19 protein-coding genes are annotated in these 25,162 nt (G+C 56.5%); 10 read left to right on the plus strand and 9 right to left on the minus strand.

Features of this window, described 5'->3' with window-relative positions:
• Positions 1 to 300, plus strand: a 300-nt coding sequence (locus HP459_RS07865) for an acyltransferase family protein (protein WP_171936085.1), incomplete at its 5' end; no start/stop codon positions are given.
• Positions 301 to 352: 52 nt separating this feature from the next.
• Here HP459_RS07865 and xylB read toward each other — a convergent pair.
• Positions 353 to 1,807, minus strand: coding sequence for a xylulokinase (gene xylB, locus HP459_RS07870; protein WP_126504121.1), 1,455 nt, complete (start codon positions 1,805 to 1,807; stop codon positions 353 to 355).
• 59 nt (positions 1,808 to 1,866) lie between these two features.
• Positions 1,867 to 3,189: a xylose isomerase gene (xylA, locus tag HP459_RS07875; protein WP_126504129.1), complete on the minus strand. Its 1,323-nt coding sequence runs from the start codon at positions 3,187 to 3,189 to the stop codon at positions 1,867 to 1,869.
• Positions 3,190 to 3,560: 371 nt separating this feature from the next.
• Between xylA and xylF the strand changes: the two genes are divergently transcribed.
• From xylF to xylR, 4 genes are all read left to right on the plus strand, one after another.
• A complete protein-coding gene (gene xylF, locus HP459_RS07880) occupies positions 3,561 to 4,553 on the plus strand; it encodes a D-xylose ABC transporter substrate-binding protein (RefSeq protein WP_022649746.1) in 993 nt (330 codons plus the stop codon).
• A 72-nt stretch (positions 4,554 to 4,625) separates the two neighbouring features.
• On the plus strand, positions 4,626 to 6,167 hold the full coding sequence (locus HP459_RS07885; RefSeq protein ID WP_063152813.1) for a xylose ABC transporter ATP-binding protein: 1,542 nt from the start codon (positions 4,626 to 4,628) through the stop codon (positions 6,165 to 6,167).
• Positions 6,145 to 7,326 carry a xylose ABC transporter permease XylH gene (gene xylH, locus HP459_RS07890; protein ID WP_003860151.1) on the plus strand — a complete coding sequence of 394 codons (1,182 nt, stop codon included), beginning with the start codon at positions 6,145 to 6,147 and terminating at the stop codon, positions 7,324 to 7,326. The genes HP459_RS07885 and xylH overlap by 23 nt, the downstream gene beginning before the upstream one ends.
• 34 nt (positions 7,327 to 7,360) lie before the next feature.
• Positions 7,361 to 8,539: a D-xylose utilization transcriptional activator XylR gene (xylR, locus tag HP459_RS07895; protein WP_038416899.1), complete on the plus strand. Its 1,179-nt coding sequence runs from the start codon at positions 7,361 to 7,363 to the stop codon at positions 8,537 to 8,539.
• Between the two features lie 35 nt (positions 8,540 to 8,574).
• Here xylR and HP459_RS07900 read toward each other — a convergent pair whose 3' ends face one another.
• Positions 8,575 to 9,399, minus strand: a complete 825-nt coding sequence (locus HP459_RS07900; RefSeq protein ID WP_022649749.1) for a protein bax — start codon at positions 9,397 to 9,399, stop codon at positions 8,575 to 8,577.
• Between the two features lie 313 nt (positions 9,400 to 9,712).
• Between HP459_RS07900 and HP459_RS07905 the strand changes: the two genes are divergently transcribed.
• Together HP459_RS07905 and avtA are read left to right on the plus strand one after the other, a co-directional pair.
• Positions 9,713 to 11,743 (plus strand): alpha-amylase, encoded by a 2,031-nt coding sequence (locus HP459_RS07905; protein WP_171936086.1) that lies wholly within the window; start codon positions 9,713 to 9,715, stop codon positions 11,741 to 11,743.
• Positions 11,744 to 11,984: 241 nt separating this feature from the next.
• Positions 11,985 to 13,238 (plus strand): valine--pyruvate transaminase, encoded by a 1,254-nt coding sequence (gene avtA, locus HP459_RS07910; protein ID WP_022649751.1) that lies wholly within the window; start codon positions 11,985 to 11,987, stop codon positions 13,236 to 13,238.
• 7 nt (positions 13,239 to 13,245) lie between these two features.
• Here the strand turns inward: avtA and HP459_RS07915 are convergent, their stop codons facing one another.
• Positions 13,246 to 13,701, minus strand: coding sequence for a 4Fe-4S dicluster domain-containing protein (locus HP459_RS07915; RefSeq protein ID WP_171936087.1), 456 nt, complete (start codon positions 13,699 to 13,701; stop codon positions 13,246 to 13,248).
• A gap of 93 nt (positions 13,702 to 13,794) precedes the next feature.
• Complete coding sequence (locus HP459_RS07920; RefSeq protein WP_045622150.1) at positions 13,795 to 14,613, minus strand: helix-turn-helix domain-containing protein; 819 nt, start codon at positions 14,611 to 14,613, stop codon at positions 13,795 to 13,797.
• Between the two features lie 225 nt (positions 14,614 to 14,838).
• On the opposite strand from HP459_RS07920, the gene HP459_RS07925 reads away from it, so the two are divergent.
• The gene (locus tag HP459_RS07925) at positions 14,839 to 16,239 is read left to right on the plus strand and encodes an MFS transporter (protein WP_022649754.1); all 1,401 of its coding nucleotides are present in this window, start codon (positions 14,839 to 14,841) and stop codon (positions 16,237 to 16,239) included.
• 10 nt (positions 16,240 to 16,249) lie between these two features.
• Entirely contained in the window at positions 16,250 to 18,199 is a 1,950-nt protein-coding gene (locus HP459_RS07930; RefSeq protein ID WP_171936088.1) for a glycoside hydrolase family 127 protein, read from the plus strand.
• 132 nt (positions 18,200 to 18,331) lie between these two features.
• Here HP459_RS07930 and aldB read toward each other — a convergent pair whose 3' ends face one another.
• Positions 18,332 to 19,870: an aldehyde dehydrogenase AldB gene (aldB, locus tag HP459_RS07935; RefSeq protein WP_023307168.1), complete on the minus strand. Its 1,539-nt coding sequence runs from the start codon at positions 19,868 to 19,870 to the stop codon at positions 18,332 to 18,334.
• Between the two features lie 166 nt (positions 19,871 to 20,036).
• Here aldB and HP459_RS07940 point away from each other — a divergent pair, with 166 nt between their 5' ends.
• A complete protein-coding gene (locus HP459_RS07940) occupies positions 20,037 to 20,921 on the plus strand; it encodes an ROK family protein (protein WP_023298868.1) in 885 nt (294 codons plus the stop codon).
• Positions 20,922 to 20,924: 3 nt separating this feature from the next.
• On the opposite strand, the gene selB is transcribed toward HP459_RS07940, so the two are convergent.
• The 3 genes from selB to HP459_RS07955 form a co-directional block, all read right to left on the minus strand.
• The gene (gene selB, locus HP459_RS07945) at positions 20,925 to 22,763 is read right to left on the minus strand and encodes a selenocysteine-specific translation elongation factor (RefSeq protein WP_171936089.1); all 1,839 of its coding nucleotides are present in this window, start codon (positions 22,761 to 22,763) and stop codon (positions 20,925 to 20,927) included.
• On the minus strand, positions 22,760 to 24,145 hold the full coding sequence (gene selA / locus HP459_RS07950; RefSeq protein ID WP_171936090.1) for an L-seryl-tRNA(Sec) selenium transferase: 1,386 nt from the start codon (positions 24,143 to 24,145) through the stop codon (positions 22,760 to 22,762). Before selA ends, selB begins: the two co-directional genes overlap by 4 nt.
• A 103-nt stretch (positions 24,146 to 24,248) precedes the next feature.
• Positions 24,249 to 24,857, minus strand: a complete 609-nt coding sequence (locus HP459_RS07955) for a glutathione S-transferase (protein WP_015572763.1) — start codon at positions 24,855 to 24,857, stop codon at positions 24,249 to 24,251.
• Between the last annotated feature and the right edge of the window lie 305 nt (positions 24,858 to 25,162).

Genomic DNA, 25,162 nt, shown 5'->3' on the forward strand with positions numbered 1-25,162 from the left:
GCCGATACCTGGTATCTCTACTGCGGGCCGATGGTCTTTATCTGCGCGGTTTCGCTGCTGACCCTGGTTAAAAACACCCTGAATGCCCGCCCGCTTCCGGTGCTGGGGTTTATCTCTCGCCACTCGCTGGGCATTTACGGTTTTCACGCGCTGGTGATCCACGCCCTGCGCACCCGCGGCGTTGAGCTTAAAAGCTGGCCGGTGCTGGATATTGTCTGGATATTTACCGTTACGCTGGTTGTCAGCCTGCTGCTCTCAATGCTGCTGCAACGCATCGATACACGCAGGTTTGTGAGCTAACCCGGTTGAAGGCTGGCAGGCCGGGTAAACGTTAGCGCCACCCGGCGCCTGTTTATGACATTAGCGGTAAAAGCTGCTGATAGATTTTGCGGAAAACGTCTCGTCTTTCAGCGTAGCGAGCATGATTTTTCGCATCAGGACGATGCTGCTGTTCAAGCGGCAGCTGGGGCAAAAGCTGGGGCAGTGGTTTATCCCGGTTCAGCGCAATTTGCGCCAGCCGTGCCGCACCGAGCGCCGGACCAACATCTCCCCCAGTACGATAGTCCAACTGCAACCCGCTGATATCGGAAAGCATTTGCCGCCAGTAGCTGCTTCGTGCCCCGCCGCCAATTAACGTAATGCTGGATGGCGTCAGGCCACAGTCATGCACGACATCCATGCCGTCCGCCAGCGCATAACCGACCCCTTCAAGCACCGCGCGCGCCAGCTCTGCCGGGCCGTGCTGATGGGTAAGGCCGAAGAAGACCCCTTTCGCTTCCGGGTTGTTATGCGGCGTCCGCTCGCCTGAAAGGTACGGTAAAAACCAGACCGCACCGGCAGTATCATCCGCCTGCTGTGCCGCTGCGATAAGCGCCGGGACGTCCGCCATTCCGGTCAGCTTTGCCGCCCAGTCGAGGCAGGATGCCGCGCTCAGCATCACCGACATCAAATGCCATTTACCCGGCAACGCGTGGCAAAAGCTGTGTACGGCGCTTTCAGGGTTACTACGATAGCCGTCACTGACGGCAAAATAGACGCCGGAAGTGCCGAGCGAGAGCATGGCCTGCCCTGTCCCCACCATCCCCACGCCGACCGCACCCGCCGCATTATCGCCGCCGCCGGCAACGACAGGTACGGCTGGCATATTCCAGCGTTCAGCAACAGAAGGCTGCAAAGCGCCCGTGATATCACTGCCTTCAAACAGCGCAGGCATATGATCGCGCGTCAGCTGGCAGGCATCCAGCATCGCTTCGCTCCAGTCCCGTTTCGCCACGTCGAGCCACATCGTGCCCGCGGCGTCAGACATGTCGCTGGCAAAATCCCCCGTCATGCGAAAACGCAGGTAGTCTTTCGGCAACAGAACCTTCGCCACCTGACGAAAAATCTCAGGCTCATGGCGCTGCACCCACAGGAGTTTTGGCGCGGTAAAACCGGGCATCATCAGGTTGCCCGTAATCTCGCGGGACGCAGGCACACGCTCCTCAAGGATCGCGCACTCTTCCGCACAGCGGCCATCGTTCCAGAGAATAGCCGGGCGCAGAACGCGATGCTGGCTATCCAGCAGCGTGGCGCCATGCATTTGCCCGGCAATGCCCAGCGCTTTCACGTCGCGCAGGCTGTACTGCTCACCTAAGGCTTTCATCGCGCGGTCCGTCGCCTGCCACCACTGCTCCGGATCTTGTTCCGACCAAAGTGGCTGCGGGCGTGAAACCTGCAACTTTTCAGTCTGCGTGGCTAACACATCGCCCTGCTCGCTTAACAGGATGGCTTTCACCCCCGACGTGCCAAGATCGATCCCGATATACATGTGGTGACTCCTTTGACAGAAATGCCCGGTGGCGCTGCGCTTACCGGGCCTGGATGCTGTTATTTATCGAACAGGTAGTGATTAACCAGGTTTTCCAGCAGTTCCTGATGGCCGCTCTGATGCTGCGGTGCCAACTGATGCTGTTCAGCGTACTTCGCGATATCCGCAAGCGATAACTGACCTTTCAAAATTTGCTGGCCCAGCTCACTGTTCCAGCCGCTGTAGCGCTTCGCCACGCGCTTATCCAGCTCACCGTCTTCAATCATACGGGCCGCCACCTTCAGCGCCAGCGCCATGGTGTCCATCGCGCCAATATGCCCGTAGAACAGATCGTATTTGTCGGTGCTCTGGCGACGCACTTTGGCGTCGAAGTTCAGGCCGCCGGTGGTGAAACCGCCCGCTTTGATGATTTCGTACATCACCAGCGCATTCTCTTCGACGCTGTTCGGGAACTGGTCGGTATCCCAGCCCAGCTGCGGATCGCCGCGGTTCGCATCCACCGATCCGAAGATGCCCAGCGCAATCGCAGAGGCGATTTCGTGATGGAACGAGTGGCCCGCCAGCGTGGCGTGGTTAGCCTCAATGTTCACTTTGATCTCTTTTTCCAGACCAAACTGCTTCAGGAAGCCATACACGGTGGCGACATCGTAGTCGTACTGATGCTTGGTTGGCTCCTGTGGTTTTGGCTCAATCAGCAGCGTACCGCGGAAGCCGATTTTGTGCTTGTGGTCCACAACCATCTGCATAAAGCGGCCAATCTGCTCACGCTCCTGGCGCAGGTCAGTATTCAGCAGCGTTTCATAGCCTTCACGACCGCCCCAGAGAACGTAGTTCTCACCGCCCAGCTGATGCGTGGCGTTCATCGCAGTCACCACCTGGGTTGCCGCCCAGCTGAAGACTTCCGGGTCCGGATTGGTTGCCGCGCCCGCGCCATAGCGAGGGTTGGTAAAGCAGTTAGCCGTACCCCAGAGCAGCTTCACGCCGCTTTGCTGCTGTTTTTCAGCCAGCACGTCGACCATCTGCGCAAAATTGTTCAGATACTCTTTCAGGGATGCCCCTTCCGGCGACACGTCCACATCGTGGAAACAGTAGTACGGTACGTTCAGCTTATGGAAGAACTCGAACGCGACGTCGGCTTTACGCTTCGCCAGCTCAATGGCCTCGCCCGGCTGTTGCCATGGGCGGTCAAAAGAGCCCACGCCGAACATATCGGCACCGTTCCAGCAGAAGGTGTGCCAGTAGCAGGCGGCAAAGCGCAAGTGATCTTCCATGCGCTTACCCAGCACCAGCTCATCCGGGTTGTAGTGACGAAATGCTAAAGGATTGGTCGTTTTCGTGCCTTCGAAACGAACGCGATCGAGTTGGTCGAAATAAGCTTGCATATTGAGCTCCATAATCAGGGTATGCGGCGTGGTCTTGCTTCTGGAGTAATAGTGAATAGACATTGGAGGTTGCTCAATTACGTTATTTCACACTGCTATTGAGAGAATGCGCAATTGTGCGCTGGCTCGCAAAATAATGTGCAGACAAACTATTTTTCGGCGCGCATTCCAGAATCAAATGTAATTAATAGGTTACGCTTTTTAAAATCCGATCGCGGTCATAAATTCAGAAATAAACCAAATATCGTAATGAGAAGATAAAAATCTGTAATTGCCAGCAGGCCTTTCCACGTTAAAAATTTGCTGCGTCTCAGCAGTGAATGTTTCTTTTATCTCAGCTACACATACCCCTACAAAAAGGCCTAATAATTATGAAGATAAAGAACCTGACCCTAACGCTCTGCACTACTCTCCTGCTTGCAAGCTTTGCCGGCCACGCCAAAGAGGTCAAAATCGGCATGGCGATTGATGACTTACGCCTGGAGCGCTGGCAAAAAGATCGCGATATCTTTGTTAAAAAAGCGGAATCTCTCGGTGCGGAGGTGTTCGTTCAGTCCGCTAACGGCAACGAAGAGACGCAAATGTCGCAAATTGAGAATATGATCAACCGTGGCGTCGATGTGCTGGTCATTATCCCGTATAACGGCCAGGTATTAAGCAACGTGGTGAAAGAAGCAAAACAGGAAGGCATAAAAGTCCTGGCTTATGACCGCATGATTAATAATGCGGATATTGATTATTATATTTCGTTCGACAATGAAAAGGTGGGTGAATTACAGGCTAAAAGCTTGATCGCAAAAGTGCCTCAAGGGAATTATTTCCTGATGGGCGGCTCGCCTGTGGATAACAACGCCAAACTGTTCCGTCAGGGACAAATGAAAGTGCTGAAGCCGTATATCGACGAGGGCAAAATTAAAGTCGTCGGCGATCAGTGGGCTGACGGCTGGTTACCGGAAAACGCGCTGAAAATTATGGAAAACGCGTTGACCGCAAATAACAACAAAATCGATGCAGTGGTGGCCTCTAACGACGCCACTGCGGGGGGCGCCATTCAGGCGCTGAGCGCGCAGGGTCTGGCCGGGAAAGTCGCTATTTCCGGACAGGACGCCGACCTTGCGGGTGTAAAACGCATTATCGCGGGTACCCAGACTATGACGGTCTATAAGCCCATTACCGAGCTTGCCAATACGGCCGCCGAAATTGCCGTTGAGCTGGGAAATGGCCAGCAACCTAAAGCAGACGCGACGTTAAATAACGGCCTGAAAGACGTGCCAGCTCGCCTGCTTACCCCTATCGAAGTCAACAAAGAGAATATTGACGCCACGGTGGTGAAAGACGGTTTCCATAAGAAGAGTGAACTGTAATCCAGCGCAGCCCCTGCCCGGCGGGGGCGCATCGACCTGCCCTGTTCATCTGTCGGGCTATGCGGAGCAGTTATGTCTTATTTACTTGAAATGAAAAGCATCACCAAAGCCTTCGGAGCGGTGAAAGCGGTCGACAACGTAAGCCTGCGGCTGAACCCCGGCGAAGTGATGTCGCTGTGCGGCGAAAACGGCTCGGGGAAATCCACGCTGATGAAGGTGCTGTGCGGGATCTATCCGCACGGCAGCTACGAGGGCGAAATCGTCTTTGCCGGTGAGGTGCTTCAGGCCACGCACATTCGTGATACCGAACGTAAAGGCATCGCTATCATTCACCAGGAGCTGGCGCTGGTGAAGCACCTTACCGTGCTGGAAAATATCTTTCTTGGGGTCGAACTCTCGCGCCACGGCGTACTGGATTACGACACCATGACGCTGCGCTGCGAAAAACTGCTGGCCCAGGTGAGTCTCGCTATCTCACCGCATACGCGCGTGGGCGACTTAGGTTTGGGCCAGCAGCAGCTGGTGGAGATCGCCAAGGCGCTAAATAAACAGGTACGCCTGCTGATCCTCGACGAGCCAACCGCCTCGCTCACCGAACAGGAAACCGCCGTTCTGCTCAATATCATCCGCGATCTGCAAAACCACGGTATCGCCTGCATCTATATTTCGCACAAGCTCAATGAGGTGAAAGCTATTTCCGACACCATCTGCGTCATCCGCGACGGGCAGCACATTGGCACGCGTGAAGCAGAAGGCATGAGCGAAGATGACATCATCACCATGATGGTGGGTCGCGAACTCACCGCACTGTATCCCAACGAACCACACACCATAGGCGAAGAACTCCTGCGCGTGGAAAACCTGACGGCGTGGCATCCCGTTAACCGCCACATCAAGCGCGTGGATAACCTCTCCTTCTCGCTGCACCGCGGCGAAATTCTCGGTATTGCGGGTTTAGTGGGTGCCGGAAGAACCGAGGCCGTGCAGTGTCTGTTTGGCGTCTGGCCGGGGCGCTGGGAAGGCAAAATTTATATCGACGGTCAGCCGGTAAAAATCGACAACTGCCAGCAGGCCATTGCCAAAGGCATTGCTATGGTGCCCGAAGACCGCAAAAAAGACGGCATCGTGCCGGTCATGGCGGTGGGAAAAAATATCACGCTGGCGGCGCTCAGCCAGTTTTCCGGCGCGCTGAGCAGCCTGGATGATGCCGCAGAACAGCAGTGTATTCTTCAGTCACTTGCCAGGCTCAAGGTGAAAACCTCCTCGCCGGAACTGGCGATAGGTCGCCTGAGCGGCGGCAACCAGCAGAAAGCGATTCTGGCGCGCTGCCTGTTGCTTAATCCGCGCATTTTAATTCTGGACGAACCCACGCGCGGGATCGATATCGGCGCGAAGTATGAAATCTACAAGCTGATCAACCAGCTTGTGCAGCAAGGGATTGCCGTCATTGTTATCTCGTCCGAATTGCCTGAAGTGCTGGGGCTGAGCGACCGCGTGCTGGTCATGCATGAAGGGAAACTCAAAGCCAACCTGAACAACCAGAACCTGACGCAAGAGCAGGTGATGGAAGCTGCCTTAAGGAGCGAACGCCATGTCGAAAAGCAACCCGTCTGATATCAAAGTCGCTGTTCCGACGCCCGGTGCGTTCGCAGGACTTAAATCGCTGAATCTGCAAGTTTTTGTAATGATTGCCGCCATTATCGTCATCATGTTGTTCTTTACCTGGATGACCGATGGCTCCTATTTGAGCGCACGTAACGTCTCTAACCTGCTGCGTCAGACCGCCATCACCGGGATCCTGGCGGTGGGGATGGTCTTTGTGATTATCTCAGCGGAAATTGACCTGTCGGTAGGGTCGATGATGGGTCTGCTCGGCGGCGTGGCGGCAATTTTTGACGTCTGGCTCGGCTGGCCGTTGCCGCTGACGATTGCGGTCACGCTGGTACTGGGTCTGCTGCTGGGTGCGTGGAACGGCTGGTGGGTGGCCTACCGTAAAGTCCCGTCGTTTATTGTCACCTTAGCAGGGATGCTGGCCTTCCGCGGTATTCTGATTGGGATCACCAACGGCACTACCGTATCCCCGACCAGCGCCTCGATGTCCCAGATTGGCCAAAGCTACCTCTCTGATGGCGTCGGTTTTACGATCGGTGTGGTTGGGCTGATGGCGTTTGTCGCGTGGCAATGGCGAGGACGCATGCGTCGCCAGGCGCTGGGGCTGGCCTCGCCTGCCTCAACCTCGGTTGTCGGCCGTCAGGCGCTTACTGCGGTGATTGTGCTGGGGGCCATCTGGCTGCTAAACGATTATCGCGGTGTCCCAACGCCCGTTCTGCTGCTGGCGCTGTTGCTGTTAGGTGGGATGTTTATGGCCACACGTACCGCATTCGGTCGCCGTATTTATGCTATCGGCGGCAATCTTGAAGCCGCGCGTTTATCTGGTATCAACGTCGAGCGCACCAAACTCGCCGTCTTTGCCATCAACGGCCTGATGGTAGCCATCGCGGGGCTGATCCTCAGCTCGCGACTGGGTGCGGGTTCCCCGTCTGCCGGTAATATTGCCGAGCTGGACGCCATCGCCGCCTGCGTGATTGGCGGGACCAGCCTCGCCGGAGGCATTGGCAGCGTGGCGGGGGCGGTGATGGGCGCATTTATTATGGCTTCGCTGGATAACGGGATGAGTATGATGGACGTGCCGACGTTTTGGCAGTATATCGTCAAAGGGGCCATTCTTTTGCTGGCAGTCTGGATGGACTCTGCCACCAAGCGGCGCGCCTGAGAACCGTATCGTGACTAATTTGGGAAAGTGAGCCATGTTTGAAAAGCGTCACCGCATTACGTTGTTATTCAATGCCAACAAAGCCTATGACCGTCAGGTGGTTGAGGGGGTTGGTGAATATTTGCAGGCGTCGCAATCCGAATGGGATATTTTCATCGAAGAAGATTTCCGTACCCGTCTGGAGAACATCAAAGACTGGCTGGGAGACGGGGTTATCGCTGACTTTGACGACCCCGTGATTGAACAGTTGCTGAGTGGTGTCGACGTACCTATCGTGGGCGTTGGCGGCTCTTACCATTCAGCGGAACATTACCCCCCCGTTCACTACATCGCCACGGATAACCATGCCCTGGTTGAGACCGCCTTCCTCCATTTAAAGGAGAAAGGCGTCCATCGTTTTGCGTTTTACGGATTGCCCGCCACCAGCGGAAAGCGCTGGGCGATGGAGCGTGAGTATGCCTTCTGCCAGCTGGTTGCCCAGGAGAAGTATCGCGGCGTCGTTTATCAGGGGCTGGAAACCGCGCCAGAAAACTGGCAGCACGCACAGAATCGCCTGGCTGACTGGCTGCAAACGCTGCCGCCCCAGACAGGGATTATCGCCGTGACGGACGCCCGCGCCCGCCACGTATTACAGGTGTGCGAACATTTGCATATTCCGGTGCCTGAAAAGCTGTGCGTGATTGGTATTGATAACGAAGAGCTTACACGCTATCTGTCGCGCGTGGCGCTCTCATCCGTGGCGCAGGGTACCCGTCAGATGGGCTATCAGGCCGCGAAGCTGCTGCACCGACTGTTAGACAACGAATCCCTGCCGCTCCAGCGTCTGCTGGTTCCGCCCGTTCGCGTGGTCGAGCGTCGCTCAACTGACTACCGTTCCCTAAACGATCCGGCCGTGATTCAGGCGATGCACTACATTCGCAATCATGCCTGCAAGGGGATTAAGGTCGATCAGGTGCTGGATTCGGTCGGCATTTCACGTTCGAATCTGGAGAAGCGGTTTAAAGAGGAAGTCGGTGAGACGATCCACGCCGTGATCCATGCGGAAAAGCTGGAGAAAGCGCGCAGTCTGCTGATCTCCACCTCGCTGTCGATCAACGAGATTTCACAGATGTGCGGCTATCCGTCGCTTCAGTATTTCTATTCGGTGTTCAGGAAAGAGTATGACACCACGCCGAAGGAGTACCGGGAACGGTACAGTGAAGTCCTGCTCTAGAAAAAAGAACGCCTTCCAGTGGAAGGCGTTTTTCATTACATATGTGCGGCAATCAGACGCTGGTTATCCTGGTACATGGAGAACAGGTAGTTGTTGTAGCGCTGTCCCTGGGTGGAATAACCTTTCAGCTTGTGGATCATCGCCGTGGCCGTCACTTCCTGATCCGCCTTACGCAGCTGCGCGCGTGACTTACGGAACGAAGAGTAGGCCGGGTGGGTGTTCAGATTCACCACATAGGCATTCACGGAATCTTTCACCGATTCAAACTGTGAATAGCCCTTCACCTTGCCGGGTGCATTAGTACAACGACCTTTTGCGCATTTCATGCCAAACAGATTGTTGTTGTTGCGCGCCAGCTTCGAGGTGCCCCAACCGCTTTCGGCGGCGGCCATTGTCGCGACCATACTGCCTGGAATAATGTCCACACGCTCTAACAGAGTGTTCCACGGCACACGACGCGTGTTCCCGCTCCACTTCACTTTATAGCGTTTGGCGATGTCTTTCAGGCGAGTGCGCTCAGACGGCGACCAGCGGCTATCGTACTGTTTGGCGATCAGCCAGTTACGATCCGCAGTAATCGCGGCATTTTGACTTTTAATGTAAGGCATTACCGTCCGGAGAAACGCTTTTTTCCTTGGTGTCCCGGAAGGGTATTTTCGCAAATCAGGAAGTGAACTACTCTTTGCACTATTGCGAGAATACTCTTGTTTACTGCTAACCTTACTGCTTGTCGTCTTTATTACGTGGGCTTTCTTACTCGTTGTATCCGTGTGCGTCTTTGCAAGCACCTCACCTGAAAATGCCATGGTGAGTAACATGAGTATCGCGGCCCCATATCGTCGAATGGGAGTCGATATCATTAGGTCTCCTGGTCGGATATAAGCATTCCAACACCTTATTTTCTTCAAAATTTGAGAGCGGAATCTCAAATCGTACCAAAAATAGTCTTCAAGAGCACGTCTATAAATAGTCCAATTCCGAAACTATGTCATCCGGAACATGCTCATTAAAGCACCAACACTGGAAAAATGTGCGCGATATCGCAGATAACTGCCTAATTTTGCGCGGGATCACTCATCCCTACGCGTCCTCCCGGCAGAAAGCCTCAGAGGAGGAGTTTTTCCCCTGAGCCGAATGGCACACTGGTCAAAAATGCCGCGACAGGAAAATGGAATGAAACGCACTGCATTAGCTGTTCTGATGTTACCCGCATTCGCGCATGCCGACTGGTCATCGCCGGGATTTGACGCATTCAACGCTGAAGGTACCGGCGTCTTTACCAGCCAGGCAACGCTTGCGAAGGGTACCCGTCCACTGACGTTGAGTCTTGACAACGCGTGCTGGCAGCCGACAAAGGCCATTAAGCTCAACGAGATGCTGTCGCTCAAACCGTGCGAAGGCACGCCACCGCAGTGGCGATTATTCCGTGACGGCGTTTATCAGATGCGTATTGATACGCGCTCTGGAACGCCGACGCTGATGCTGACGGTACAAAGTGCGGCGCCACAGCCTGTCGCAAACGTTACCCGCCAGTGCCCGAAGTGGGACGGCAAACCGCTCACGATCGACGTCGTTAACACGTTCCCGGAAGGCACGGTGGTGCGTGATTTTTACAGCAAACAGACCGCGACCGTTCAAAATGGCAAAGTGACTCTTCAGCCAGCCGCCAACAGCAATGGCCTGCTGCTGCTTGAGCGCGCCGAAACGGACAAACCCGCGCCGTTCAGCTGGCAAAACGCCACCGTCTATTTCGTGCTGACCGATCGCTTCGTGAATGGCGACCCCACCAACGACAACAGCTATGGCCGCCATAAAGATGGTATGCAGGAGATAGGTACTTTCCACGGCGGCGATCTGAAAGGGCTTACCAGCAAACTGGATTACCTTCAGCAACTGGGCGTGAATGCGCTCTGGATAAGCTCCCCGCTGGAGCAGATCCACGGCTGGGTTGGCGGCGGCACCAAAGGGGATTTCCCCCACTACGCGTATCACGGTTATTACACCCAGGACTGGACGAAACTCGACGCCAACATGGGCAACGAAGATGATTTACGCCAGCTTGTCGACGACGCGCACAGGCGCGGTATCCGCGTCCTGTTTGACGTTGTCATGAACCACGCGGGCTATGCGACGCTTGCAGATATGCAGCAATATCAGTTTGGCGCACTCTATTTACAGGGAGATGAGCTGAAAAAAACGCTCGGCGAACGCTGGACTGACTGGAAGCCAGGCGCGGGTCAAAGCTGGCACAGCTTCAACGATTACATCAACTTCAGTGACAAAGCCGCATGGGAAAAATGGTGGGGTAAAAAATGGATCCGTACCGATATCGGTGATTACGACAACCCGGGCTTTGACGACTTGACCATGTCCCTGGCCTTCCTGCCGGATCTGAAAACGGAATCAAAAACCCCGTCAGGTTTGCCGAACTTTTATCAACACAAGCCCGACACCAACGCGAAAGTGATGACGAATTTCACGCCGCGAGATTACCTGACCCACTGGCTTAGCCAGTGGGTACGTGACTACGGCATCGACGGTTTCCGGGTCGATACCGCCAAACACGTTGAGCATGAAGCCTGGCAGCAACTGAAAGACCAGGCCAGCCAGGCGCTGGCCGCGTGGAAGGCCGCCAACCCGGACAAAAAACTCGACGATGCGCCGTTCTGGATGACCGGTGAATCCTGGGGCCACGGCGTGATGCAGAGCGATTATTACCGCCACGGCTTCGATGCGATGATCAACTTTGACTATCAGGAGCAGGCGGCGAAATCAGTGGACTGTCTGGCAGATATGGATTTGACCTGGCAGCAAATGGCAGAAAAGCTGCAAAGTTTTAATGTGCTGAGCTATCTCTCCTCCCACGATACGCGTCTGTTCCGTGAAGGGGGCCAGCACGCCGCTGAGTTACTGCTGCTGGCGCCGGGAAGCGTGCAGATCTATTACGGCGATGAATCAGAGCGTCCATTAGGTCCGACGGGCTCCGATCCGCTACAGGGAACCCGTTCGGATATGAACTGGCAGGACGTCACGGGTAAACAGGCGTTAACTGTCGCCCACTGGCAGCTTCTGGGGCAGTTCCGCGCCCGTCATCCGGCTGTGGGTGAAGGCAAGCAAACAACGCTTTCAATGAAAGAAGGCTACGGCTTTGTGCGCGAGCACAAGGGCGATAAGGTGATGGTGGTGTGGGCGGGTAATCAGTAGAACAGCCCCCTCACCCTAACCCTCTCCCCAAAGGGGCAAGGGGATTGCACGGTGCGGTCTTTCACCCTCGCCCCTTTGGGGAGAGGGCCGGGGTGAGGGGACATTCATCAGAACGATTCACTGCAATAATCCCTCTCCACCATACAAAACAACAAATCCGACCACATCCGCCGATTTGCACCAACACGGTGCTGGCGTTATGGTTACTGCCTTTCATATTAAGCCCGACAGATCACCTGCTATGACGTTTTCACAATTCGGCGACAAATTTACCCGCCATTCAGGCATTACCCGCCTGATGGAGGACCTCAACGACGGGCTGCGCACCCCAGGCGCTATCATGCTTGGCGGTGGAAACCCGGCTCAAATTCCGGAGATGAACACCTACTTCCAGACGCTGCTGGCAGACATGCTGGAAAACGGTAAAGCAACCGATGCGCTATGTAATTACGACGGCCCTCAGGGTAAAACAGAACTACTGACGCTTCTGGCGACAATGCTGCGGGAAGCGCTGGGTTGGGATATCGAACCACAGAACATTGCACTGACAAACGGCAGTCAGAGCGCGTTTTTCTACTTATTCAATCTGTTCGCCGGACGCCGCGCCGACGGCACCACGAAAAAAGTGCTGTTCCCGCTGGCACCGGAGTATATCGGCTATGCCGATGCCGGCCTCGAAGAAGACCTGTTTGTTTCCGCACGTCCGAATATCGAGTTGTTGCCAGAGGGCCAGTTCAAATATCACGTCGATTTTGAACATCTGCATATCGGTGAAGAGACGGGCATGATCTGCGTATCTCGTCCCACCAACCCGACGGGGAACGTGATCACCGACGACGAGCTGATGAAGCTGGATGCGCTGGCGAATCAGCACGGCATCCCGCTGGTTATCGATAACGCCTATGGCGTACCGTTCCCGGGTATCATCTTCAGCGAAGCGCGTCCGCTGTGGAACCCGAACATCATCCTCTGCATGAGCCTCTCCAAGCTGGGCCTGCCGGGCAGCCGCTGCGGCATTATCATTGCTAACGAGAAAATCATCACCGCCATTACCAACATGAACGGCATTATCAGCCTTTCCCCTGGCGGCATCGGCCCGGCGATGATGTGCGAGATGATCAGGCGTAACGACCTGCTGCGCCTGTCAAATGAGGTGATCAAGCCGTTTTACTCTCAGCGCGTTCAGGAAACTATCGCCATCCTTCGCCGCTACTTACCGGAGGAACGCTGCCTGATCCATAAACCGGAAGGGGCAATTTTCCTGTGGCTGTGGTTTAAGGATCTGCCCATTACGACAGAGCTGCTTTATCAGCGTCTGAAAAAGCGTGGCGTGCTGATGGTGCCGGGGGATTACTTCTTCCCGGGACTGGATAAACCGTGGCCGCATACGCACCAGTGCATGCGCATGAACTACGTCCCGGACCCGGAAAAAATCGAAGCGGGTGTGAAAATTCTCGCCGAAGAGATTGAGAACGCCTGGCGCGAGGCCGGTTAATAAAACCTCAGGCCAGATTACGCAGCCGTTCCGCGCGTAGTCTGGCGGGTTCTATGCAGCGCAGCGCGTGGGTGGGACAGGCTTCGACGCAGGCGGGACCGCCCTCGCGAAGCATGCACAAATCACATTTCAGCGCCTGAACGCGATCTCCCACAACCCGAACCTGCATTGCCCCGAACGGGCACGCCACCATACAGCTTTTGCAGCCGATACAGCGAGCCTGCTCAACGAGCCAGGCTCCCGCAGCACGGTAAATGGCCCCCGTCGGGCAGACATTCGCGCAGGGCGCATCTTCACACTGATGGCAGCCCACGGCCGTGGTGAAGGTTCCCCCCTTAACCACGCGGATACGTGACGTAAACGCTTCTGGCGTGGCGCTGCTTTGATGCGACATCATGCACGCCACCTCACAGGTGCGGCACCCGATACATTTTTCAGGATCCGTCAGAATAAATCGGTTCATCAGTTATGCCTCGCGTGCATTAAAACCCGGTTCTGAGCACATCATACATAACGTCCGAGGCAGCGAAGGTGTGATGGGTCAAAGAGGATGCGCTCATCCGGAATTAATATGCTCTTTACAGTACCGCCGTTTCCAGACGGCGGGCGTTAACCCGGTATGTTTCGAGAATATTTGCCGGAAATAACCCACGTCATTAAAACCGCACCGGGTGGCCACTTCAGTTAATGAGGCCGCATCGTTCAGCAACAATTTTTCAGCGGCCCTGACGCGCTGGCGGTGTATTGCCTCCGTCAGGGTTAAATGAAACGTCCGGCGAAATACTCGCCCCAGGTAATCTGCGTTGCAGTGCAGCTCTTTCGCCAGCTGTGAAGTGGATATGGGCAAATGAAAGTGAGTGCGGATAAGTTGTTTGGCCTTCCACGCCATTGCTGCGCCCGCATCATCCGCTTTATCTTCATATCCCGGCGAGAGCGATATCTGCTGCAAAATTAACAGCAAAATTATCTCCAGCGCCTGGCTACGCTGTAATTTTTCCTGCTCGCTTAAAAACTGACGGAATAACGCAATAACATATTGCGGATCCCGCACGCTACAGTGTTGCTCAATCGACAATAGCGTCGCACCTGGCAACGCAGGCAAGCCTTCATCCACCTCAAAATGCAGCCAGTAAAATTTGAGATCGCCCGGAAAATCTTCCACGCCGACATGCCGCCGCTTCGGCCAAAGTAATAAACTCTCGCCGGCGTTTACCTCAAACAGCGTATTTTCCTCCTGGATCGTTAATGTCCCTTTTTCGACAAAGATTATCTCCCACGAAGATAATTTTCGTGCGGGATGACGACCCACGCCCCGGGAGATAAATAACCCGCCATTTTGAACCTTAATCGGAAGTGCTATGGATAATTCAAGCATGGATATTCAGTTTCCCGCTTTTATGGTGGCTAATATTGCGTTTATTGTTTGATTATTAATAAATATCAGCAGAACAGCTCGATCAAACTCACAGTTTTACCATCAGGTCGGAATCGTCATCTTTTTATACTTTTCCCTTCCCTTGTTGGACTGCCCGTTGAATGCAGAATAAATGGGGTACCTTGCACAAATACGATAAAAAATCGTTTATCGAGGAGTTACCCCATGACTTCCACACCGATTACAGACGCAGAAGTTGCAAAACAGGCAGCCGATGACCGGCTGTCAGTCCGCGAGAAAATTGGCTACGGCCTGGGCGACGCGGGCGGCACGGTAATTACCTGCCTGATCATGAACTTCCTGACCTTTTTCTATACCGATGTATTTGGCCTGACGCCCGCGCTGGTGGGCACGCTGTTTATTGCCCTTCGGGTATTTGACGCGATTTCCGATCCAGTGATGGGCGTGATTGCCGACCGCACGCAGAGCCGCTGGGGGCGTTTTCGTCCGTGGCAGCTGTGGGTCGCGCTTCCCATCGGGATCGTCGGCGTGCTGACCTTCACCGTCCCGGACGCCAGCATGGGCGTGAAAATCGCCTGGGCGTTCGGCACCTATTTGCTGTTGTCCGTAGGCTATACCGCCATCAACGTGCCGTATTGCGCGCTGATCAACACCATGACCACCCGCCACAACGAGGTAATATCCTGCCAGTCCTGGCGCTTCGTACTGTGCGGCGTGGCGGGCTTTCTGGTCTCCGTTGGCCTGCCGTGGCTGGTGTCAGAGCTGGGACAGGGCAATACCGCCCGGGGTTATCAGCTGGGCGTCGGCGTACTGTGCGCCATCGCTGTGGTGATGTTCTTGTGCTGCTTCTTCTGGGTGCGCGAGCGCGTCCCGCTTGCGCTGATGGGGAAATTCACCCTGCGCGAGCACCTGGCGGGCCTGCGTAAAAACGATCAGCTGCTGCTGATGCTGGTGATGTCGTTTCTGCTGATCAACGTCTTCAACATTCGCGGCGGCGGGTACATGTACTTCATCACCTACGTGCTTCAGGGCAGCACGGCGTACACCTCGCTGTTTTTCACCATGGTGACCTTTGCCGCCATTCTGGGCGCGGTGATCGTCAACCCGCTGTCGCGGCGGATTGATACCGTCAAACTCTACTACTACACCAACCTGGTGCTCGCTGCGCTTGCTATGGGAATGTGGTTCCTGCCAGGTGGCCCGGCGCACCAGACGCTCTGGCTTATCGTGATTTTAAGTAACGGCGTGATCCTGGGCTTCACCCTGCCGCTTCACTTCTCGCTAATGGCCTTTGCCGATGACTACGGCGAATGGAAAACCGGCGTGCGCTCCTCGGGGATGAATTTCGCCTTCAATCTATTTTTCATCAAGCTCGCGTGGGCATCCAGCGCCGGGATCATCAGCCTGGTGTTTATTGCCGTGGCCTATCAGCCAGGCGCGGGCAACCAGACACCCGCCTCATTGCAGGGCATCACCGCCATGGAGACGCTGCTCCCTGCCCTTTTCCACCTGCTGCTGGCGGTCGCTATCCGCTGGTGCAGGCTTAACAATCCCGTGATGTCGCGCATTGCCACCGATTTGCGCCAGCGTCATGTACAGTCCTGAGGAGAACGATATGACCAAAATGGAAGCCGACCTGCATCAGCTGAAAATCAACGACCCGTTTCTTGGTCAGTACCAACGGCTGGTCCGCGATGTGGTAATCCCCTACCAGTGGGATGCGCTTAACGATCGCGTGGCGGAGGCTGAACCCAGCCACGCCATCGCCAACTTCCGCATCGCGGCCGGTCTGGAACAGGGGGCGTTTTACGGGATGGTCTTTCAGGACAGCGACGTGGCGAAATGGCTCGAAGCCGTGGCGTGGTCGCTGTGCCAGAAGCCGGATGCTGAACTGGAAAAAACCGCCGACGAGGTGATCGAGCTGGTCGCAGCGGCGCAGTGTGAAGATGGCTATCTCAATACCTATTTCACGGTGAAAGCACCGGCCGAGCGCTGGACCAATCTGGCCGAGTGCCACGAACTGTACTGCGCCGGACATATGATTGAAGCGGGCGTGGCGTATTTCCAGGGAACCGGAAAGCGCCGCCTGCTGGACGTGGTGTGCAGGCTGGCGGATCATATCGACAGCGTGTTTGGCCCGGGCGAAAACCAGCTGCACGGCTATCCGGGCCACCCGGAAATCGAGCTGGCGCTGATGCGGCTGTACGACGTCACGCAGGAGCCACGCTATCTCAATCTGGTGAAATACTTTATTGAGGAACGCGGCACACAGCCTCACTTCTACGATATCGAATATGAGAAGCGCGGCAGAACGTCATACTGGAACACCTATGGCCCGGCGTGGATGGTCAAGGACAAAGCCTACAGCCAGGCGCATCAGCCCCTTGCCGAACAACAAACGGCCATCGGCCACGCCGTGCGTTTTGTCTATCTGATGGCGGGCATGGCGCATCTGGCGCGCCTGAACAACGACGAAGGGAAACGTCAGGATTGCCTGCGGCTGTGGAACAACATGGCACAGCGCCAGCTGTACATCACCGGCGGGATTGGCTCACAAAGCAGCGGCGAGGCATTCAGCAGCGATTACGATCTGCCCAACGATACGGTCTATGCCGAAAGCTGCGCCTCCATCGGCCTGATGATGTTTGCCCGCCGGATGCTGGAGATGGAGGCGGACGGCCACTACGCCGACGTGATGGAGCGCGCACTATACAACACGGTGCTGGGTGGCATGGCGCTGGACGGTAAGCATTTCTTTTATGTAAATCCGCTGGAAGTGCACCCGAAAACACTGGCCTTTAACCATATCTATGACCACGTGAAACCGGTGCGCCAGCGCTGGTTCGGCTGCGCCTGTTGCCCGCCGAATATTGCGCGCGTGCTGACCTCGCTGGGGCACTATATTTATACCGTTCGCCCGGACGCGCTGTTGATCAACCTGTACGTGGGGAACGACGTCGCCATTCCGGTGGGGGAACACACCCTCCAGCTGCGGATTAGCGGAAACTATCCGTGGCATGAGCAGGTGAAAATCGAGATAACCTCACCTGTTCCGGTGACTCACACGCTGGCCCTGAGGCTGCCGGACTGGTGTGCGGAACCGGCTGTTTCGCTCAATGGTCAAGCCATTACAGGCGAAGTCTCCCGTGGATATTTATACCTCAACCGCAGCTGGCAGGAAGGCGACACGCTGACGCTGACGTTACCGATGCCGGTCCGCCGCGTGTACGGAAACCCGCAGGTGCGCCAGCAGGCGGGGAAAGTCGCATTGCAGCGTGGGCCGCTGGTTTACTGCCTGGAAGAAGCCGATAACGGCGCAAATCTGCATAACCTTTCTTTGCCGCAAGACAGCGCGTTTCGGGTATTTGAAGGCAAAGGCATTTTCGCGCACAAGATGCTGATACAGGCGGAAGGGATCGGGTGTCAGGCGAAGGACACTGATGCCCTGTGGCAGTACGACCACTCGCCGGTAGAACGTCAGCCCCAGACGCTGACCTTTATTCCATGGTTCAGCTGGGCAAACCGGGGAGAAGGGGAAATGCGGATATGGGTGGATGAAGGCTGAATAACTGCGGCCTGTTGCCCTCACCCCAGCCCTCTCCCACGGGAGAGGGAGTAAAAAGTAGGCCGGGTAAGGCGAAGCCGCCACCCGGCTTTAACCCGGCTCAGGCCGCCCGGGACGGCCTGAGCCGGGAGATTAAAACAGCCCCAGCGGTTTATCGGAGTAGCTGACTAACAGACATTTCGTTTGCTGGTAGTGCTCCAGCATCATCTTATGGGTTTCGCGCCCGATGCCCGACTGTTTGTAGCCGCCAAACGCCGCATGAGCCGGATAGGCGTGATAGCAGTTTGTCCATACGCGTCCGGCCTGAATGCCGCGGCCCATTTTATAGGCAAGGTTACCGTTACGGCTCCAGACCCCCGCCCCCAGGCCATACTGCGTGTCGTTGGCGAGCTCCAGCGCCTCGTCCATGGTTTTAAACGTGGTGACGGCCAGCACCGGTCCAAAAATTTCCTCCTGGAAAACGCGCATGTTGTTCTTACCGAACAGGATAGTCGGCTCAAGGTAGTAGCCCTCCTGCAAATCGCCTCCCAGCACCTTACGACGACCGCCGGTCAACACATCGGCCCCCTCTTTTTTACCGATATCAATATAGTTGAGGATGGTTTCCAGCTGGCCATGCGATACCTGCGCCCCCATCTGGGTAACGTTATCCAGCGGATTACCGCTGCGAATCGACTCCACGCGCCGGATCGCCCGCTCCATAAAGCGCTCATAAATGGATTCCTGCACCAGCGCGCGGCTCGGACAGGTGCAGACTTCGCCCTGGTTAAACGCGAACAGCGCAAACCCTTCCAGCGCTTTGTCGAAGAAGGCGTCCTCTTCATCCATCACGTCGGCAAAGAAGATGTTCGGCGATTTCCCGCCCAACTCCAGGGTGACCGGAATGATGTTCTGGGTCGCGTACTGCATAATCTGCTGACCAACTTCCGTTGAGCCGGTAAACGCCACTTTGGCGATACGCTTTGAAGTAGCCAGATATTCGCCGATCTCTCCCCCGGCCCCGTTGACCACGTTAATGACCCCCGGCGGCAACAGGTCGCCAATTACCTCCATCAGCAGCAGTACCGAAAGCGGCGTTAAGCGTGCAGGTTTCAGCACAACGCAGTTACCCGCCGCCAGCGCGGGCGCCATTTTCCAGCTCGCCATCAGCAGCGGGAAGTTCCACGGAATAATTTGCCCCACCACGCCGAGCGGCTCGTGGAAGTGATACGCCACGGTATCTTTGTCAACTTCACTTATTCCCCCCTCCTGGGCACGGATGCAGGACGCAAAATAGCGGAAATGGTCGATCGCCAGCGGCACGTCCGCCGCCATGGTTTCGCGGATCGGCTTGCCGTTGTCCCACGTTTCTGCGGTCGCCAGCAGCTCCAGATTCTGCTCCATCCGATCGGCGATTTTGAACAAAATGGCCGCTCTGTCCTGAACGGACATTTGCCCCCACTTATCTTTCGCCTTATGCGCCGCATCCAGCGCTAAATCGATATCCCGTTTGCCCGAACTGGCAATTTCACACAGCGGCTGGCCGGTAACGGGCGTCAGGTTGGAATAGTATTCACCGTCGACGGGCGCCACCCAGTCGCCGCCGATAAAGTTGTCATAGCGGGGCTTCAGCTTAAGGGGAAAACCATACTCGCCAGGCTGGATACGCGATGAGGGAGGATTGTTTGTCATGACCGTCTCCTTGCTGTTGTTGTACAACAAGGGTAGTTCCGGCTGGTGATTTTCTCGCCAGCGGGTAGCGGGTTTACGAGCCGCATCACGGATTACCGTACTTTACGTTTCGTTTCTGCCGCCGCAGCCATACTTAATAGCTCAAGGGCTCATGAGGAACGATGCAATGCAGCTATTTATCGGCTTTGACGTGGGTGGAACCCACATCAAACACGGCGTAATTAATGAAAACGGCGAAGAACTGACATCCGATGAATATGATACGCCGGACGATGAAAGCACCTTCAAAGAGAAGTGGAAAGCGGTAGTGGATAAGTACTGCCAGGAGCACGAGATCGCCAGTATTGGCGTGAGTTTTCCAGGACATATCAATCACCATACCGGCGAAGCGGCCAAAGCCGGGGCGCTGGACTATCTTGACGGCGAAAACCTGTGCGAACTGTTCGCACAGCTGACCGATCTCCCCGTGACAATCGAAAACGATGCCAATTGCGCGGCGCTGGGCGAGCGCTGGCAGGGCGCGGGCAAGGACTATGAGCATTTCGTCTGCATCACCATCGGCACCGGCATCGGCGGCGGTATCGTCATGGAGGGCGATCTCTACCGCGGGTCGCACTACCGGGCGGGTGAGTTTGGCGTGCTACCCGTAGGCAATGAGGGCGAACCGATGCATGAAGTGGCGTCCGCCAGTGGCCTGATGAAAGCCTGCCGCCGCGCGCTGGCCGTGTCGGAAGATGAGATGCCTGATGGTGAGGAGCTGTTTAAACGCATGGACAGCGACGTGCATCTGCGCGAGGCCATTGAAGCGTGGGCGCATTGTCTGTCGCGCGGTATTTACAGCGTGATCTCTATGTTTGATCCGCAGGCGGTGCTGATTGGCGGCGGCATTAGTGAGCAGGAGAAAATCTATCTCCTGCTGGATAAATATTTACAGCGATTCGAGGAGTGGGAAGCGCTCCGGGTGCCCATCCTTCCCTGCGAGCTGGGTAACCAGGCGGGAAGGCTGGGCGCGGTCTGGCTGGCTAAGCAGAAGCAGGCGCGCAGCGCTTAACGCTTACGGAAATAACTGCGCGTCGCGTAGCACATGGTCATTGCCACGACGACGCGTAAACCCGATGCGGTTGAAATACTCCAGGATCTGAATCGCCAGTTTGCGTCCTACGTTCAGCCGATCGCGGAAGTCTGCGGCGCAGGTTGATCCGCGCGCCTGATCCAGCTCCCGGATCAGGTTCGCAAATGCCACGATCCGATCGTTGCGGTAATAACGATCTTTCACGATCGCCACAATCATCCCCTGCTGCGCCGCATGGCGCAGTACCTGACGCATCAGCTGCTCATCGGTATTGGTTTCACGCGCCAGATCGCGCACCCACCACGGTTCATCGCCAAACAGCGCCGCCACTTTTTGCCAGACCGCGTCCTGCTCAGCGGTAAAACCGGCCTTGTGCTCCGGCAGGTGCAGCCAGCCGTGATGACTTGCAATCACGCCGCTTTCACGCATGTTTTCAATCAGCAACAGCACCAGCGCGTCGTCTTCCATGGGCAACGCCATGCGCCGCAGACGTTCACGGCCCGGGCCGGGCTCATCCTGATGCTGTTCATGGTAGGTCGCCAGCGTGCTCAGCACTTTGCGCTGCCAGCGCGCCGCCACCGGCGCGTTCAGCAGGCTGTTGCCGGCCTGAATAAAACCTGGCTCCTGCGTCAGAAGACGCAATCCTTCGCTGCTGAGCTGGCGCGCCCAGGCGAACGCCGCCAGATCCACCGCACCACGCTCAAGGTGGATATCTAACGCAGACTTATCATCGCGGGCCTGGGCCAGTGCGGCCAGCCACTGTAAATACTCGGGCTTACGCTTGCCGCGACGGGGCGGATCCAGCATGACCACGCGCGCGCCCGCCAGCGTTTCCCGCGCCGAAATATCGCGCAGAACCAGGCGGTCGTTATCCGCCAGCCAGAGCGGGGAGTCGAACACCAGTTCGGCGAGATCGTTTTCCAGCAGCGACACGCGTCCGGTGATGTGGCTGGCCGCGTGGTGGATATGCAGCGGCTGCCACTGGGTCAGCGGGGTATGGGTCTGGAGAGAAACGATGATCCGTTCAGAAGGCTCCGGCGGCGCGTCGGCCAGCAGCCAGTCGCCGCGGTTAAGCTGGTCTTTTTCGGCATCACCGGCAATATTCAGCGCGATACGCTGCCCGGCGTGGGCCTGTTCCACCGGCTGGTTTTGCGCGTGAAGCCCGCGTACGCGCATCGGTTTGTTCACGCCCGTCAGCCACAGGGTATCGCCCACGTTCACTTCGCCACTCAGCGCGGTACCGGTCACCACCAGCCCAGCCCCTTTCACGGTAAATGCCCTGTCGATCGCCAGACGGAAGCGGTGATGGCTGGCATGTTCACGAGACGGGATCTGCTGCAAATGGTCGCGAAGAGCGTCGATACCGCGGCCTTCTGTCGCCACGGTGACAAACAGTGCGGCATCCCTAAAACCGTATTCATCGAGCGTCGCAAGCACCTCTTCACGCACCTCGTCGATACGCGCCTCATCCACACGGTCCGCTTTGGTGAGGGCGACGGTCAACTGCGGGTTTCCCGTCAGCTGGAGGATCGCCAGATGCTCGCGCGTTTGCGCCATCACCCCGTCATCGCACGCGACCACCAGCAGGGCGTGATCGATCCCGCCCACGCCCGCGAGCATATTGGAAAGAAACTTCTCGTGGCCGGGCACGTCGATAAAGCCCAGCACGCGACCGTCGGGCTGCGGCCAGTAGGCGTAACCCAGGTCAATGGTCATGCCGCGCTTTTTCTCTTCCGGCAGGCGATCGGCATTCACGCCCGTAATGGCCTGCAATAACGTGGTTTTGCCGTGGTCAACATGACCGGCGGTGGCAATAATCATTTCAACATCATCTCCAGAAACCGCACTTCATCTTCCAGACAGCGTAAATCCAGCCACATGCGACCCTCACCGATCCGGCCAATCACCGGCGTCGGTAATGCGCGCCAGCGCGCCGACAGCGCCTCAAGCTGGCTTCCGCGTCCGTCGCGCGGGGTGAACGTCAGCGCTTCGCTCGGTAACCTGTCCACCGGCAGCGAGCCGCTGCCAATTTGCGACAGGCAAGGCTCGATACGAACGTCAAACTCAGGGTAATGAGGAGCGACCTGCGGCAGTAGCGCTTCCGCCTGCGCGCGAATGGAGGCCGCATCACGGCTCAGCAAACGCAACGTGGGCAGGCGGTCAGCCAGTTTCTCCGGGTGGAGATAGAGCCGCAGCGTGGCTTCCAGCGCGGCCAGCGTCATTTTATCGGCACGCAGGGCGCGCTTCAGCGGGTGCTGCTGTAGCTGCGCAATCAGCTCGCGCCTGCCGACGATAATCCCCGCCTGCGGCCCGCCCAGCAATTTATCACCGGAGAAACTGACCAGGCTTACGCCCGCGGCAACCATTTCCTGCACCATGGGCTCTTTCGGCAGACCGTACTGGCGCATATCCACCAGCGACCCGCTGCCGAGATCGGCAATCACCGGCACGTTTAGCTCGCGCCCGATGGCGGCCAGTTCGGCCTCTTCCACCGTTTTGGTGAAACCCTCAATGTGGTAATTGCTGGTATGCACTTTCATCAGCAGGGCGGTGTTTTCATTCACCGCCGCGCGATAATCTTTTGCATGGGTACGGTTGGTTGTGCCCACTTCATGCAGCGTGCAGCCCGCCTGGCGCATGACATCCGGAATACGAAACGCCCCGCCGATCTCCACCAGCTCGCCGCGAGAGACGACAACCTCTTTTCCGCTCGCGGTGGCCGCCAGCATTAACAGCACCGCCGCCGCGTTGTTATTCACAATGCAGGCATCTTCCGCGCCGGTGATCTGGCAGAGAAGATCCGCCAGTGCGCGATCGCGATGCCCACGCCCGGCGCCGTCCAGATCGTACTCCAGCGTCACCGGCGAGCGCATGGCCCGGGTGACGGCCTCTATTGCTTCTTCTGCCTGCTGTGCCCGGCCCAGATTGGTGTGCAGAACCGTGCCCGTCAGGTTAATAACCGGGCGCAACGCGCTTTGCGCGTGCTTGCTCAGCCTCCATTCAACTTCCTGCGCCCATGCCTCGCACCAGCCGGGTAGCGCGTTTTCAGCCTGAATATGGCGACGCGCATCGTCCTGAAGCTGGCGTAGCATGTCGACCGTTGCAGTATGGCCAAACTGCTCCAGCACCGCAGTGATGCGCGGATCACGAAGCAGACGATCGGTAGCGGGGATCTGGCTGTAGAGGGAATGATGAGTAGTCATGAATGCGCCTGGCGAGTAAATATCTTCCCCCCTCCCGACGGGAGAGGGAGTTAACATGTGGGGGGATTGTACCGCCTCCCGCCAGGAAGTGTTATAACCCGCATCAAGCCTTTGGTGGTTCAGTCCGGGCGAAACTTTCGCGCTGGAAGAGCGTCTCCGCCAGTTTGACCAGCAGCGGACGATCCACGCACCAGCCCGGCGAGACGCGGCGGAAATTAAGGTAGCCAATGGCGCAGGCGATGGCGATCGTCGCCAGATTCAGGCTATCGCTCTGAATTTTCCCGTCGCGGATCAGCTGTTCGCACATATCCAGGCTGCGGCTGATTTTTTCGCGCTGGCGCAGCAGCTCATTTTCTGATTGCTGGGCGGCGGGCCTTGCCTGCTCGCGTACGGACGTTAATGCCGCATCCATAATGCCATCTGCCAGGGCTTCAATTTGCTTCATCGCCAGCGCTGCTTTTGGATCCGCCGGCAGCATGGCTGGCGCAACGCCAAGCAGCTCGATGTACTCCGCAATGATCGGGGAATCAAACCAGTAGTCGCCCTCGTCCGTTACCAGCGCCGGGACTTTCCCCAGCGGGTTGTACTGCGCAACGCCGTTCTCTGCGTTGTACGGTTGTTCATTTACGAATTCAAATTCAATCCCTTTCTCCAGCAGGAGAATCGAAATCTTACGCACGAAAGGACTGGTATAACTGCCGATGAGTTTCATTGCTTATCCTTAATGCCCATAAAGAGGTCAGTATGGATCAAGCCGTGAAAAAAGGCAGGTGTACGTATCGCATTCCTGCCGTGAGGGGATACGGGAGAAATCTGCATAAAAATATTTTGTGAATCAAATCACAATCTGGAAACAAACAGCCAACTTAACATTGTGATATTAATCACAAAACAGACCTCATTTTGGCGTAATTCTGAGCAATGTATTTTTTTTACACACCCATTATGTGATCGCGATCACTCCATTAATATCCTCACCCCCTACATTCATGTGATTCAGATCACACAAAATTCCGC

The sequence above is a fragment of the Enterobacter sp. CM29 genome, assembly GCF_013179605.1.
Lineage (GTDB): Bacteria > Pseudomonadota > Gammaproteobacteria > Enterobacterales > Enterobacteriaceae > Enterobacter > Enterobacter intestinihominis.

Coding starts and splice junctions, on each gene's coding strand:
- xylR (WP_038416899.1), top strand. CDS start 7,361: ATGTTTGAAAAGCGTCACCGCATTACGTTGTTATTCAATGCCAACAAA.
- HP459_RS07905 (WP_171936086.1), top strand. CDS start 9,713: ATGAAACGCACTGCATTAGCTGTTCTGATGTTACCCGCATTCGCGCAT.
- xylA (WP_126504129.1), bottom strand. CDS start 3,189: ATGCAAGCTTATTTCGACCAACTCGATCGCGTTCGTTTCGAAGGCACG.
- HP459_RS07920 (WP_045622150.1), bottom strand. CDS start 14,613: ATGCTTGAATTATCCATAGCACTTCCGATTAAGGTTCAAAATGGCGGG.
- selB (WP_171936089.1), bottom strand. CDS start 22,763: ATGATTATTGCCACCGCCGGTCATGTTGACCACGGCAAAACCACGTTA.
- HP459_RS07925 (WP_022649754.1), top strand. CDS start 14,839: ATGACTTCCACACCGATTACAGACGCAGAAGTTGCAAAACAGGCAGCC.
- xylF (WP_022649746.1), top strand. CDS start 3,561: ATGAAGATAAAGAACCTGACCCTAACGCTCTGCACTACTCTCCTGCTT.
- HP459_RS07885 (WP_063152813.1), top strand. CDS start 4,626: ATGTCTTATTTACTTGAAATGAAAAGCATCACCAAAGCCTTCGGAGCG.
- aldB (WP_023307168.1), bottom strand. CDS start 19,870: ATGACAAACAATCCTCCCTCATCGCGTATCCAGCCTGGCGAGTATGGT.
- selA (WP_171936090.1), bottom strand. CDS start 24,145: ATGACTACTCATCATTCCCTCTACAGCCAGATCCCCGCTACCGATCGT.
- xylB (WP_126504121.1), bottom strand. CDS start 1,807: ATGTATATCGGGATCGATCTTGGCACGTCGGGGGTGAAAGCCATCCTG.
- HP459_RS07940 (WP_023298868.1), top strand. CDS start 20,037: ATGCAGCTATTTATCGGCTTTGACGTGGGTGGAACCCACATCAAACAC.
- HP459_RS07955 (WP_015572763.1), bottom strand. CDS start 24,857: ATGAAACTCATCGGCAGTTATACCAGTCCTTTCGTGCGTAAGATTTCG.
- HP459_RS07900 (WP_022649749.1), bottom strand. CDS start 9,399: ATGATATCGACTCCCATTCGACGATATGGGGCCGCGATACTCATGTTA.
- xylH (WP_003860151.1), top strand. CDS start 6,145: ATGTCGAAAAGCAACCCGTCTGATATCAAAGTCGCTGTTCCGACGCCC.
- HP459_RS07930 (WP_171936088.1), top strand. CDS start 16,250: ATGACCAAAATGGAAGCCGACCTGCATCAGCTGAAAATCAACGACCCG.
- HP459_RS07915 (WP_171936087.1), bottom strand. CDS start 13,701: ATGAACCGATTTATTCTGACGGATCCTGAAAAATGTATCGGGTGCCGC.
- avtA (WP_022649751.1), top strand. CDS start 11,985: ATGACGTTTTCACAATTCGGCGACAAATTTACCCGCCATTCAGGCATT.